Source organism: Bradyrhizobium archetypum, from assembly GCF_013114835.1.
Taxonomy (GTDB): domain Bacteria; phylum Pseudomonadota; class Alphaproteobacteria; order Rhizobiales; family Xanthobacteraceae; genus Bradyrhizobium; species Bradyrhizobium archetypum.
Genome location: NZ_JAAVLW010000001.1, coordinates 459,795 through 472,872 on the forward strand (window position 1 = coordinate 459,795; position 13,078 = coordinate 472,872).

Genomic DNA, 13,078 nt, shown 5'->3' on the forward strand with positions numbered 1-13,078 from the left:
TACAGAACGGAATTGTCCGGTTTTAGTCAATCGACCAATTAACAGACAATCCCTTGGGTGGAAACGATGTTCAACGATCAGCTTCTCGCCGGACGACGCATTCTGGTGACCGGAGGCGGCACCGGCCTCGGCAAGTCCATGGCTACGCGGTTTCTCCAATTGGGAGCCGAGGTCCATATCTGCGGCCGCCGCAAGATCGTGTGCGACGAGACTGCGACCGAATTGATGGATCTCCACGGCGGGCGCGTTGTCAGCCACGGCGTCGACATCCGCAATGCCATGGCCGTTGACGAGATGATCGAACAGATCTGGGCCTCGGGTCCGCTCACCGATCTCATCAACAACGCGGCCGGCAATTTCATCTCGCGGTCGGAAGAGCTCTCGCCGCGCGGCTTCGATGCCGTGGCCAACATCGTGATGCATGGCACCTTCTACGTGACACATGCGGTGGGGCGACGCTGGATCGCGGCCAGGCAGCGCGGCAACGTGGTGTCGATCACGGTAACCTGGGTGCGCAACGGTTCTCCTTACGTGGTGCCGTCGGCGATGAGCAAATCGGCGATCCACGCCATGACGATGTCGCTCGCGGTCGAATGGGGCAAGTACGGCATTCGCCTCAACACGATTGCGCCGGGCGAAATCCCGACCGAGGGCATGAGCAAGCGCATCAAGCCCGGCGACGAGGCCGGCGCACGCACCCGGGCGCAGAATCCGATGGGCCGGGTCGGCACCATGGAGGAACTGCAGAACCTCGCCGTATTCCTGATCTCCGGCGGCTGCGACTGGATCAACGGCGAGACCATCGCGATGGATGGCGCACAGGCCCTCGCGATGGGCGGCAATTTCTATCAGTTGCGCGACTGGAGTGATGACGACTGGAACAAGGCGCGCGAGTCGATCAAGGCGCAGAACGAGAAGGACCGCGCCGCGCGGGGGTAACACCCTCCTCACTTCTTCGCAGCCATCCGCTCGCGCGTCGCACGGTGGCGCGCCTTGGCCTCATCCGACCAGACCTCTGCGGGGTTGTAGAACTCGGCAAAGGCCTTCGCCCCGGGCGGCAGAACTACCCAAGGCTGCTTGGTGGACGTGAAGATATGCACGTCCGGTGGGCACTGGGTTGGATCGTCCATCGTGCCGACGCGCACGAAACGGATCGCCGGCCCGGAGCCCGGATAGTTGCTCCAGACGGCAACCTTGCAGAACGGGCAGCGGGCGATGCGCTGACCTTTGCCGCTCGCCGACGGCGTATCGATGATCTCGGGCTCGGCGCCGATATGCTCGACCCTCTCCGCTTCATATAGCGCATTGAGCGCGTGCACGGTGCCAGTTTCCCGTTGGCACCAGGTGCAATGGCAGGCATGCACGATCATTGGCCTGCCGTTGAGGCGGTAGCGGATATTCTTGCACGTGCATCCACCTTCCATGGCTTCGCTCCTAGTACTTCCCCGCTCCCATATAGCCGAACAGGAATCCCGCCACCTTGCGCTTCTGGATTTCCTCGCTGCCTTCGGTGATGCGATAACGGCGGTGGTGACGGTAGATATGTTCGAACGGCTTGTGCCGCGAATAGCCCATGCCGCCATGCACCTGCATGGCGCGGTCGGCGGCCTCGCAGCACAGGCGGTTTGCCCAGTAGTTGCACATCGAGACGCGATCGGAGAGCGTGTGCTCGACCTGCGCCTGGGTGAGCTGGTCCATTTCCCACGCGGTCTTGCGGATCAATAGCCTGAGCATCTCGGCCTGCGTCGCAAGCTCCACCAACGGCCACTGGATCGCCTGGTTCTCAGCCAGCGCCTTGCCGAATGGCTTTCTCTCGCGCGCATATTTCACGCTTTCATTGATGCAGTAGACCGCCGCACCCAGCGAACTTGCCGCCTGCCGGATCCGGTTCTCATGCACAAAGCACTGCGCCAGCGACAGGCCGCGGCCAACCTCGCCGAACAGCGCATTCTCCGGGACGAACACGTCGGTGAAGCTGACGCGCGGATGGTCGGTCGGCATGTTGAAGGTCCACATATATTCCTCGACCTTCACCCCCTGGCTCTTGGCCGGCACCAGGAAGCAGGTGATGCCGCGCGCGTCGCCGTCATTGCCTGAAGTGCGGGCGAACAGCGCGCAATGGGTCGCGACATGCATGCCCGTGGTCCACATCTTCTCGCCATTGATGATCCAACCCTTGACGTTGTCGCGGGTCGCCGGCACGGCCTTCGTCTCCATATGGGTCGCGTCCGAGCCATGGTTGGGCTCGGTCAGGCCGAAGGTGATGCGGTATTTGCCCGTGATCGAGCCGTCGATCATCGCCTTCTGCGCGTCGCTGCCGTAGCGATCGAGCATGGTGACGATGGGTAGGTTACCGACAACGGAATGCTCGTTCTGCAGGTCGTTGTGCAGGCCAAGTCCCTTCGAGGCGAAATGCTCGCGGATCACGGCCATCCAGAGATTGGAACCGTCCTTGCCGCCATAACGGTTCGGGATCGCAAAGCGTAGATGTCCGGCGGCATCGGCGAGATTCTTTGCCCTGCGCAACAGCGCTTCCCATTCATGCCGCGGCAATCCGCCATTCTCAAAATCGGTGCGCGCCCATTCGCGGCGATGGTCGAAGAAGCGGATGTTGTCGTCGGCCTCCTCCAGCGGCTTGATCTCGCGCGCGATGAAGCGGTCGAGTTCATCGAGATAGGCAACGAGGTCGGCAGGCAGGTTGAAATCCAAGGCGGCTCTCCCGGAAATGTCGTTTATTGCTTTTGTGTTTAGGCGCTACTGAGCGCTCCTGCTCTCCTGGATTTAGCTGAGAAGACCAGGCCCAAGTCAAGCAACGGTGTAGGCCCTGGCACGCGCGGAAGCCTTGCGTAATTGGATGGTTTCGGACGCTCGCCTCGCGCTATGATCGTGGCCAACATTCTTCTCGGCAGAAAATCGAAACGGGAGCCAACATGGACCTGAAATTCTCCAAGGTGACGCGCAAGGGACCGATCACGATCATCACGCTGTCGCGGCCCGAAGTGTACAATGCGTTGCATATCGATGCGCATTTCGAACTCAACAAGGTGTTCGACGATTTTTCCGCGGACCCTGGGCAATGGGTTGCGATCGTCACCGGCGCCGGCGACAAGGCATTCTGCGCCGGTAACGACCTGAAATGGCAGGCGGCGGGCGGCAAGCGCGGCTGGGACAAGGGCGGCTTTGCCGGCCTCACCTCGCGCTTCGACTGCGACAAGCCGATCATCGCCGCCGTCAATGGCGTCGCGATGGGCGGCGGCTTTGAGATCGCGCTGGCCTGCGACCTCATTATCGCGTCGGAGAACGCGACCTTCGCCCTGCCCGAGCCGCGCGTCGGCCTCGCCGCGCTCGCCGGCGGCGTGCACCGGCTGCCGCGCCAGATCGGGCTGAAGCGCGCCATGGGCATGATCCTCACCGCGCGCCACGTCTCGGCCAAGGAAGGTCTCGAGCTCGGCTTCGTCAACGAGGTGGTTCCCGCCGGCGAAGCGCTGGCGGCCGCCGAGCGCTGGGCCGAGACGATCTGCAAGAACTCGCCGATGTCGATCCGCGCTTCCAAGCAGGCTATCCAGCGCGGACTTGAAGTGTCGCTCGAGCAGGCGATCGCCGAGCAGCGGGAATATCCGGCGGTCAAGGCGATGGCGGCGTCGCAGGATTACATCGAGGGGCCGAAGGCGTTTGCCGAGAAGCGGCCGCCGAAATGGCTGGGACGGTGACGATCGCGACGCTGTATCCCCGTCATTGCGAGCGCAGCGAAGCAATCCACGTCTCAACACAGGGACAAGGGATTGCTTCGTCGCTGCGCTCCTCGCAATGACGGGGTGAGATTCTCGACCGATCTACTTCTTCCCCAACTCCCGCTTATACGACGCGTAGTTCGGCTGATCGACGGCGAGCTTATCCATTGTGGTCTGCCAGAGATGTTCCGATAGTCCCGGTGTCTGCAGATCGACCGCGCCGTTGGCGATCTTCTCGCATAGCGCGCGATTCAACTCGATCAACGGGCCGTCCGCGCCGAGCAACTGCTTGAGCCGCGCGGCCTCCGCCGCATCACTGCCCTGCGCCAGCGCCAATTGCCGCGTCACGAGGTCCAGCGCATTGATGCCGACGCGAAGCTTGAAGGCATTGTGGCCTTTGATCCCAGGCGCGATCTCATTGCGGAGAAAGTCCGCAACCGCCTTGATCAGTTCGGTGGGTGTCGGTTCGTCCTGCATCTCACCCTTCCCTCGGCGCTAGCAATCTCAACAAATCGATCTCGGTCTCCGACGAGCGCCGGCCGATCATCGCGCGCTCCATTGAATGGTCCGGGCCCTGCCGGAAGCGCTGCATCATGCCGCAGCACATGATGCCCCAGCGCAGCGTGCCCATCACTTCCCAGAACATCACACGGTCAGGATCGACCTTGCGGCCGGCTTCCTCGTAGCCCGCGAACAATTCCTCGCGCGTACCGAATCCGCCGACCGGCTTGTCGATCTCGCCGAAGCGCCAGGAGTTGACGCAGATCCAGCCGAGGTCCTCCATCGGATCGCCGAAATGGGCGAGTTCCCAGTCCAGCACCGCGCGGACGCCGTCGGGGCCGATGATCAGATTGCCGTGGCGGAAATCGCCATGCACCAGCGTCACCTCTTGCGACGGTCCGGGATCGCGCTGGCGCAGCCAACGCAGCGCCAGCTCGAATACCGGGCGCGGCCAGTTGAAGCTGCGATATTCGCGCTCGAGGTCGGCAATCTCCTTGGTTGCGCTCATCTCGCGCAGTTTTGGCAGTTTCGCCGCCGGCAGGCCGTGAACGCCGGCGATGACGCGGCCAAGCTGCCGGGCCAGAATCGGACGTGCTCTAGCGAACTCTTCGTCGCGCAGGATCTTGCGCGCGATGGTTTCGCCCTCGATCCGCTGCATGATGAAGCCGCGGCCGAGTCCGTCCTCGGGCCGAAGCACATGCATCACGCGCGGCGACGGCAAGCCGGCGTCATGCGCCAATTGCATCAGCGTCGCCTCGGCATCAAGCCCGGCAGCCCGCCCGGGCGAAGCGCCATAGCCCGGCGGCGCGCGGCGCAGGATCGCGCCGACATTGCCGTCCGGATGCACGACGTCGAACGTCCAGGTCTCCTGGCTGGCGCCGCCGGAAAGTCTTGCGGCGCCAGTGATGCCGGTTGCTCCCGGGAACCAGGAGGCGACGCAGCGTGCGAGCTGGCCCTCGATCATTTGCCCTTGAATTTGGCGGGGCGCTTCTCGAGGAACGCAGTGACGCCTTCCCTAAAATCTTCCGTCGCGCCCGCGATGCGTTGTGATTCATATTCGAGGTTGAGCTGTTCCTCGAAGGAGTTTTCCGAAGTGTCCCAATAGAGCTTGCGGATCAGCGACAGCGCCACCGTCGGGCCGTTGGCGAGCTCATGCGCGAGCTTCATCGCCTCTTCCATCAACACTGCATCGTCATAGACGCGGTTGACGAGCCCCCATTCCAGCGCCTTCTCCGCCGGCAACCGTTCGCCCATCAAGGACAACTCGACCGAGCGCGCCTTGCCGATCAGGCGCGGCAACAACCAAGTCGAGCCGCAATCCGGCACCAGGCCGATGCGGCGGAATGCCTGCAGGAAATAGGACGAGCGCGCGCACAGGATCATGTCGCCCATCAATGCAAAACTCATCCCGGCGCCGGCGGCGGGGCCGTTGACTGCCGTGACGATCGGGCAATGCAGCCGGCGCAGGCGCCGCAGGAATGGATGAAAGCCGATTTCCAGCGATTGCCCGGCATTGCTCTTGCCGGCCTTCTGGTTGTTTCGGCCCTGCAGATTGGCGCCGGTGCAGAAGGCGCGCCCCGCCCCGGTCAGCACCAGGCAGCGCACCTCATCGCGCTTGTCGTCGATCGAATCGAGCGCTTCGCCGAGACCGCCCAGCATGTCCATCGAGACCGCGTTCATGACCTCCTGGTGGTCGAGCTTGAGGACGGCGACCGGGCCATCGAAATCGAGCGTAACGTGCTTGAATTGCATTGCTTCCCCATGACTTGTGTTTACGCGCTATTTCGCTGCGCGGAAGACTGTTGATGTCGCGCCCATATTTGATTTTCCTGGCGGCGTTGTCCATGCTTGCGCCGGAACATCTGCCCGCCGGCGGGCGCAAGTCTGTTGCCAAACAAATGGAAGCATCCCCATGAGCATCTTCGACCTCACCGGCCGCACGACCGTCATCACCGGCGGCAACGGCGGCATCGGCCTCGGCATCGCGCAGGCGCTGAATGCCCAAGGCTGCAATGTCTCGATCTGGGGCCGCAATGGCGAGAAGAACAACAATGCGGCGGCAACCATGTCGGCCGGGCCCGGCAAGGTGCATACGCAGATCTGCGACGTATCCGATCCAGCTTCCGTCAAGGCCGCGATGAAGGCGACCCTTGATACGTTCGGTCGCGTCGACGGCTGCTTTGCCAATGCCGGCATCGGCGGCGGCGGACGGCGCGCCTTCATCGATCGCACCGAGGAAGAATGGCGGCGGATGTTTGCCACTAATCTCGACGGCGTGTTTCACGTTTTTCAGGCCGCAGCCCGCCACATGACCGAACGCGCCGAAGCCGGCGACAGATTCGGCCGGCTGGTTGCAACCTCCAGCCTCGCCTCGCTGTTCGGTACCGCCCGCAACGAGCATTACGCCGGCACCAAGGCGGCGCTGAACGCGCTGTGCCGCGCGCTTGCGGTGGAATTGGCGCGCTACGGCGTCACTGCGAACGCGATCCTGCCCGGCTGGATCAAGAGCGAAATGACTGCCGGCATCATGGCCAACGACAAGTTCGTCGCCAACGTGATGCCGCGCATTCCGGCGCGCCGCTTTGGTGAGCCCAGCGATTTCGGCGGCATCGCCGTGTACCTCATGAGCAAGGCATCGTCGTATCATACGGCGGATTGTTTTGTGATCGATGGCGGGTATACGGCGTTTTGAGGGTGGTCGAGATGCCCTGATCGGCGCCGCACACTCAACTGTCATTCCCGCGCATGCGGGAATCGAGTACGCCGCGGCTTATCGGCTTAACCACTGACGTCTCTGGAATACTGGATCACCCGCTCCAGTGCGCAATTGCGCACAAGGCGGGTGACGACAGGTGAATGTGTGTCAGCGACCTCGCGACATGAACTAGGCGTTATCCCCACGGTCCGCGTGTGGCCGAGGGCCGGCCCCACGGGCTGCGGCGCGGGTAATTGCCGCGGGAGTTGACGGAGAGCGTTCCGCCCTGCGCGCCCATCTGCGCCGCGAGCTGCTGCAAGGCGGCGATGCGATTTTCCGTCGACGGGTGCGTCGTGAACAGATTGTCCATGCCGTGTCCCGACAGCGGGTTGATGATGAACATGTGTGCGGTTGCCGGATTGCGCTCCGCCTCCATGTTCGGAACCACATGCGCCGCATTGGCGATCTTGGCCAAAGCAGATGCGAGCCACATCGGCTGACCGCAGATGCGCGCACCCATGTCGTCGGCCGCATACTCGCGGGTCCGGCTGATCGCCATCTGCACCAGCATGGCGCCGAGCGGCGCCAGGATCATCATGGCGATCGAGCCGATGATGCCGGGGCCGCTGTTGTTGTCGCGGTGACCGCCGAAGAACATGCCGAATTGCGCCAGCATCGAGATCGCGCCGGCGATCGTCGCGGTAATGGTCATCAGGAGCGTGTCGTGATTCCTGATGTGCGCGAGCTCGTGCGCGATCACGCCGGCGAGCTCCTCGCGGCTGAGCTGTTGCATCAGGCCCGTGGTTACGGCAACCGCAGCGTTCTGCGGATTGCGACCGGTGGCAAACGCGTTCGGCTGCGCCTCGTCCATCACGAACACGCGCGGCATCGGCAGGCCGGCGCGGCCGGCGAGCTCGGCCACGAGATGGACGAGGTCGGGCGCCGAGTGCCGGTCGACCTCATGGGCACCGTACATCGACAGCACCATGCGGTCGGAATTCCAGTAGGCGAATATATTGGTCGCGGCGGCGATCACGAGCGCGATCAGGGCACCGCTGGCGCCGCCGATCAGATAGCCGACGCCCATGAAGAGGCCGGTGAGACCGGCCAGCAGAATGGCAGTCTTCAGATAGCTCATTGTCGTCTCCTTGCCGCCTGCGGCAGAACGCCGTGGCTGGCATCCCAAAGGTAGGAATTCGCCTTGCGGCGCTTCAAGATGCCGGGGTGCGTCGAGGCGCCGCGTTTGGCGGCCGAAACCAACGCCTCGGACCTGATTACAGAAACGTAATCTGTTGGCTCCCCCCGGCTCTCGGTATCCCGGTGGTTGCCCATGGCGTGCTTGTACAACGCCAACAGCGCCGTCTACATTGCCCGGCAACGAACAACGCGCGGGGTAGTTCCTCGCTCGTGAAGGCGCAAAAGCGATCGCGCCTGTTCGTCCTTAATGAAACGGGAGGAAATTGAAGAATGTTTTCGCATGTGATGATCGGCACCAACGACCTCGACAAGGCCAAGGCGTTCTATGACGCGCTGCTCGGCACGCTCGGCGTCCGGCCGGCACGGGTAGACGGCCACCGCATTTTCTATATCACCAAGAGCGGAATATTCTCGGTGACCAAGCCGATCAACGGCCAACCTGCGACGCCCGCCAATGGCGGCACGATCGGCTTTGCAGCGGATTCCCCCGAGCAGGCCGATGCATGGCATGCGGCCGGCATCGCCAATGGCGGCACGACTTGCGAAAATCCGCCGGGCATCCGCGAAGGCAGCACAGGCAAACTCTACCTCGCTTACTTGCGCGATCTCGACGGCAACAAGCTCTGCGCGATGCACAGGATGCCGGCTTAGCTATCTCGAACCTCATCCTGAGGAGCGGCGAATGCCGCGTCTCGAAGGATGAGGGCACCGGCGGGGCCTCATGGTTCGAGACGGCGCCAAAGGCGCCTCCTCACCATGAGGGTCAACTGTCGCTTGCCATGAGGCGGAAAATTCCGCGCTTCTCTCCTGCGCTTGTACAACTCCCTCGCCGCCGTCTACATTGCCGGCCAACGAGCCGAATGCGCCCGCGACACTCGCGCACATGGGAGGAATATCCATGAAACACGCCTACATCCCGCGAACGACGACCTACAATCTCAATCCGGGCGAAGAACTCAACGATTTGCGTATGTCGGACGAGGTCCGTCCGCTCTATGAGCACGTCAAGAAGTTCATCCGTGAAACGGTTGACCCGATGTCGGTCGAGTTCATGCGGCTTGGCGAGGGCAAGAAGGATCGCTGGAGTTTTACGCCGGAACAGCTCGCGGTGCTGCAAAAGGCCAAGGACAAGGCGAAAGAGGAAGGCCTGTGGAACTTCTTCCTCCCCGACGCCGAGACCGGCGAAGGCCTGAAGAATCTCGACTACGCCTATATCGCGGTTGAACTGGCGAAGAATCCGCTGGCCTCGGAGACCATGAACTGCTCGGCGCCCGATACCGGCAACATGGAAGTGCTGGAGCGCGTCGGCACCAAGGAGCAGAAGGAGAAATGGCTGAAGCCGCTGCTGGCAGGCGAGATCCGCTCGGCCTATGCGATGACCGAACCGAACGTGGCTTCGTCCGACGCGAAGAATATTTCGACGACGGCAAAGCTCGTCGGCGACGAGTGGGTGATCAACGGCGAGAAATATTACATCTCCGGCGCCGGCGATCCACGCTGCAAGATCATGATCGTGATGGTGAAGACCAATCCGGACGCGCCGCCGAGCAAGCAGCAGTCGCAGATCCTGGTGCCGATCGATACTCCCGGCGTCGAGATCCTCGGCCCGATGCACGTGTTCGGCCACGACCATGCACCACGCGGCCACATGCACCTGCGCTTCAACAATTGCCGGGTGCCGAAGGAGAACATCCTGCTCGGCGAAGGGCGCGGCTTTGAGATCTCGCAGGTTCGCCTGGGACCGGGGCGCATCCATCACTGCATGCGCACCATCGGCAAGGCGGAGAAGGCGCTCGACCTGATGGTGTCGCGGGGGCTGACCCGCGAAGCCTTCGGCAAGAAGATCGCCCATCTCGGCGGCAATTTGCAGATCATCGCGCAGGCGCGCTGCGAGATCGAGGCGATGCGGCTGATGGTGTTGAAGGCGGCGAAGGCGATGGACGTGCTGGGCAACAAGGAGGCACGGATCTGGGTCAGCATGGTGAAGGCCATGGTGCCGGAGCGCACCTGCAAGATCATCGACCAGGCGATCCAGATGCACGGCGCTACCGGCATCTCGCAATGGAGCCCGCTCGGCGAGATGTACCAGGACGTCCGCCACCTGCGCTTCGCCGATGGTCCGGACGAAGTGCACTGGATGGTGGTCGGAAGACATGAACTAAGCATGCCGTAGTTTTCTCCCTCTCCCCGTTCTTCACGGAGAGAGGGTTGGGGTGAGGGGCTGCTTCCGCAGAAAGCAGCAGGCAGCCAGTTGGTGGACCGTCCCCGTCACCCGCCGCGCCACGCGCGTCGGCCTCTCCCCGCAAGCGGGGCGAGGCAAGGGCCCTCCAGAGCAGGCACAGCATGCAATACGCCCCCAGCGATCTTAAACCCCGCGAGCGCTACAAGGTGCTCACGTCCTTTGTGCTGCCGCGGCCGATTGCGTGGGTGACGTCGATCGGAGAGACCGGCGTAGTCAACGCGGCGCCGTTCAGCTTCTTCAACGTGTTCTGCGAGGACCCGCCGCTCTGCATGTTCGCCGCCAACCTGCGGCCCGACGGCCGGATCAAGGACACCGTGATCAACATCCGGCGGACCGGTGAATTCGTGGTCAACATGACCGACGAGCCGCTGGCGCGCGCGATGCACGACTCCAGCGGCGACTTTCCGCCCGATATCGGCGAGCCGGATTATCTGAACCTGAAGTTGGCGCCATCGACGAAAATCAGCGTGCCGCGGCTGGCGGACGCGCCGTTTTCGATGGAATGCAAGACGTGGAAGGAGATCGACGTCAACGGCGATCGGCTGCTGGTGATGGGCGAAGGCATCCACTTCCACATCCGCGACGAATTGTGGGACCACGCCGCGATGCGCGTGCACATGGAGCGCTATCATCCGATCGGCCGCATGTTCGCGGATCGCTATTGCCGGACCGATGACCGCGTGGTGTTTCCGCCGGCGGAAGGGGCAAAGACGGCGGTGTAGGCGTAGTTCGTAGGTTCGTAGCGTGGGCAAAGCGAAGCGTGCCCACCGTTCCGACCACGCAGGAAGATGGTGGGGCACGGCGCAAGAGCGCCTTTGCCCAGCCTATGAAGCCGGACGGTGCGCCCGCAAAAACGAGCGGATCTGCCGCACGGCCAGCGGCACCCGCTCTTTCGGCTCCTTCCACGGAAACAGGCTCACTTCCGCGTTCGGCGCCAGCAGCGCGCTTTCCATGGCGACCGTGTAAGGGTGCGCCGGGATGTCATCGGGCAGGATCAACACCGGCGTCCGGCACTGCCGCACGAAGTCGCGCGTCACGGTGAAGACGAAATCCGGATCGGTGCGATACATTTTCGTCAGGAATTTCTCGGCCATCTCCATCGTGATATCGGGCCGGCGCGCGACGAGCTGCGGCGCCCAGCCCTTCATGTTGTTGTCGTAGAACAGCTCGCGCATCTCAGGACGCGAGCCTGACGGCATCGCGAGCACCGCGGCGACGACGCGATCCGGTGCGCGCTTGATGAGATTCCAGATCAAGGGGCCGCCGATGCAAAAGCCCAGCACCATGAACCTGTCGAAGCCGAGATGATCCATCAGCGCGAGCTGGTCGTCGGTATGGGAATCCCAGGGCCGGTCGATTTCCAGGGGACCTGTGGACTGACCAGGCGGCGCATTGCGCAGGTCATAGGCGATGCAGCGGTACTCGTCGCCGAATTCCGCGATGGCGTTGAACGGCGGATAGTCGCCAGTGATGCCTGATATGTTCGAGTTCAGCCCGCCACCGGCGATCAGGAGCAGCGGAAAGCCGGCGCCGGCTTCCTCGTAATGGATGCGGACTGGGCCTTTTTCCAAGAAGCTCATCGCCATCTCCCTCCGTACTGCCCCCTCTCCCCGTCCTTCACCGGGAGAGGCTGGGGTGAGGGGCTGTCACCGCGTGCGCGACTCGCGGAGAGGCCCCCTCACCCGGATTGCTGCGCAATCCGACCTCTCCTCGCAAGCCGGGCGAGGTAAGAAAAGGCCTCATTCTTTCACAGCCTCCCCGATCTTGTCTTGCGTCCTCGTCTCGAAATCGCTCGCGTCGTGCCGCTCGTGCAACTGGCTCGCAGGATCGCCCGAAATGCGGTTGACCATGCGGCCACGCTTCACCGCCGGGCGTTTGGCGATCGCGTCGGTCCAGCGCTGCACGTTCTTGTATTCGTGCACCGAGAGGAATTCCCCGGCACCATAGACCAGGCCCTTGGCCAGCGCGCCGTACCACGGCCAAGTCGCAATGTCGGCAATGGTGTATTCGTTTCCGGAGAGGAATTCGTTGTCGGCAAGACGCCGGTCGAGCACGTCGAGCTGGCGCTTCACCTCCATGGCGTAGCGGTCGATGGCGTATTCGATCTTGGTCGGCGCGTAGGCATAGAAGTGACCAAAGCCGCCGCCGAGAAATGGCGCGCTGCCCATCTGCCAGAACAGCCATGAAAGGCACTCCGCCCGCGCCGCGCCGCTCGCCGGCAAAAACGCGCCAAACTTTTCGGCGAGATGCAGCAGGATCGCACCCGACTCGAATACGCGGATCGGCTCAGGCCCGCTGCGATCCATCAGCGCGGGGATCTTCGAGTTCGGATTGACGGCGACAAAGCCGCTGCCGAACTGGTTGCCGTCGATCTTGATCAACCAGGCGTCGTATTCGGCGCCGCGGTGGCCGGCGGCCAGCAGTTCCTCGAACATCACGGTGACCTTGACGCCGTTCGGTGTCGCCAGCGAATAGAGCTGAAACGGATGGCGGCCGACCGGCAACCCGGCCTCATGCGTGGGGCCGGCGATCGGGCGATTGATGCTGGCGAAGCGGCCGCCGCTTGCCTTGTTCCAGGTCCAGACTTTTGGCGGGACATATTCGACGGGCTCGTTGGCGGGGGCGTCGGTCATTCATTCATCTCCAGAACGGCAGGTGGGGCAAAGGCGCGTTTGCGCCCTGCCCACCATTTGAATGTCGTGTTGAATATGG

At 63.1% G+C, this 13,078-nt stretch carries 14 protein-coding genes; 6 read left to right on the plus strand and 8 right to left on the minus strand.

Going from position 1 to position 13,078, the window contains the following annotated elements; translation table 11 throughout:
* Positions 1–66: 66 nt before the first annotated feature.
* Positions 67–939, plus strand: a complete 873-nt coding sequence (locus tag HCN50_RS02060) for an SDR family oxidoreductase (protein ID WP_171707936.1) — start codon at positions 67–69, stop codon at positions 937–939.
* An 8-nt stretch (positions 940–947) separates the two neighbouring features.
* Here the strand turns inward: HCN50_RS02060 and HCN50_RS02065 are convergent, their stop codons facing one another.
* Complete coding sequence (locus HCN50_RS02065) at positions 948–1,424, minus strand: GFA family protein (protein ID WP_171707937.1); 477 nt, start codon at positions 1,422–1,424, stop codon at positions 948–950.
* Between the two features lie 10 nt (positions 1,425–1,434).
* Positions 1,435–2,709: an acyl-CoA dehydrogenase family protein gene (locus HCN50_RS02070; protein ID WP_171707938.1), complete on the minus strand. Its 1,275-nt coding sequence runs from the start codon at positions 2,707–2,709 to the stop codon at positions 1,435–1,437.
* A gap of 221 nt (positions 2,710–2,930) precedes the next feature.
* Between HCN50_RS02070 and HCN50_RS02075 the strand changes: the two genes are divergently transcribed.
* Positions 2,931–3,710, plus strand: coding sequence for an enoyl-CoA hydratase-related protein (locus HCN50_RS02075; RefSeq protein ID WP_171707939.1), 780 nt, complete (start codon positions 2,931–2,933; stop codon positions 3,708–3,710).
* 123 nt (positions 3,711–3,833) lie between these two features.
* Here HCN50_RS02075 and HCN50_RS02080 read toward each other — a convergent pair whose 3' ends face one another.
* The 3 genes from HCN50_RS02080 to HCN50_RS02090 are packed head-to-tail and all read right to left on the minus strand — an operon-like array spanning position 3,834 to position 5,984.
* Positions 3,834–4,208, minus strand: a complete 375-nt coding sequence (locus HCN50_RS02080; RefSeq protein ID WP_171707940.1) for a DUF6285 domain-containing protein — start codon at positions 4,206–4,208, stop codon at positions 3,834–3,836.
* A gap of 1 nt (position 4,209) precedes the next feature.
* A complete protein-coding gene (locus HCN50_RS02085; protein ID WP_171707941.1) occupies positions 4,210–5,196 on the minus strand; it encodes a phosphotransferase family protein in 987 nt (328 codons plus the stop codon).
* Positions 5,193–5,984: an enoyl-CoA hydratase/isomerase gene (locus tag HCN50_RS02090; protein WP_171707942.1), complete on the minus strand. Its 792-nt coding sequence runs from the start codon at positions 5,982–5,984 to the stop codon at positions 5,193–5,195. Before HCN50_RS02090 ends, HCN50_RS02085 begins: the two co-directional genes overlap by 4 nt.
* 160 nt (positions 5,985–6,144) lie before the next feature.
* Between HCN50_RS02090 and HCN50_RS02095 the strand changes: the two genes are divergently transcribed.
* Entirely contained in the window at positions 6,145–6,924 is a 780-nt protein-coding gene (locus HCN50_RS02095; RefSeq protein WP_171707943.1) for an SDR family NAD(P)-dependent oxidoreductase, read from the plus strand.
* 199 nt (positions 6,925–7,123) lie between these two features.
* On the opposite strand, the gene htpX is transcribed toward HCN50_RS02095, so the two are convergent.
* Complete coding sequence (gene htpX / locus HCN50_RS02100; protein WP_171707944.1) at positions 7,124–8,065, minus strand: zinc metalloprotease HtpX; 942 nt, start codon at positions 8,063–8,065, stop codon at positions 7,124–7,126.
* Positions 8,066–8,394: 329 nt separating this feature from the next.
* Here htpX and HCN50_RS02105 point away from each other — a divergent pair, with 329 nt between their 5' ends.
* From HCN50_RS02105 to HCN50_RS02115, 3 genes are all read left to right on the plus strand, one after another.
* Complete coding sequence (locus HCN50_RS02105) at positions 8,395–8,775, plus strand: VOC family protein (protein ID WP_171707945.1); 381 nt, start codon at positions 8,395–8,397, stop codon at positions 8,773–8,775.
* A gap of 247 nt (positions 8,776–9,022) precedes the next feature.
* Positions 9,023–10,297: an acyl-CoA dehydrogenase family protein gene (locus HCN50_RS02110; protein ID WP_028350958.1), complete on the plus strand. Its 1,275-nt coding sequence runs from the start codon at positions 9,023–9,025 to the stop codon at positions 10,295–10,297.
* Positions 10,298–10,467: 170 nt separating this feature from the next.
* The gene (locus HCN50_RS02115) at positions 10,468–11,088 is read left to right on the plus strand and encodes a flavin reductase family protein (protein ID WP_171707946.1); all 621 of its coding nucleotides are present in this window, start codon (positions 10,468–10,470) and stop codon (positions 11,086–11,088) included.
* A gap of 102 nt (positions 11,089–11,190) precedes the next feature.
* On the opposite strand, the gene HCN50_RS02120 is transcribed toward HCN50_RS02115, so the two are convergent.
* Both HCN50_RS02120 and yghU read right to left on the minus strand, forming a co-directional pair.
* The gene (locus HCN50_RS02120; RefSeq protein ID WP_171707947.1) at positions 11,191–11,946 is read right to left on the minus strand and encodes an alpha/beta fold hydrolase; all 756 of its coding nucleotides are present in this window, start codon (positions 11,944–11,946) and stop codon (positions 11,191–11,193) included.
* A gap of 159 nt (positions 11,947–12,105) precedes the next feature.
* Positions 12,106–12,999 (minus strand): glutathione-dependent disulfide-bond oxidoreductase, encoded by an 894-nt coding sequence (gene yghU, locus HCN50_RS02125; RefSeq protein ID WP_171707948.1) that lies wholly within the window; start codon positions 12,997–12,999, stop codon positions 12,106–12,108.
* Positions 13,000–13,078: the final 79 nt, after the last annotated feature.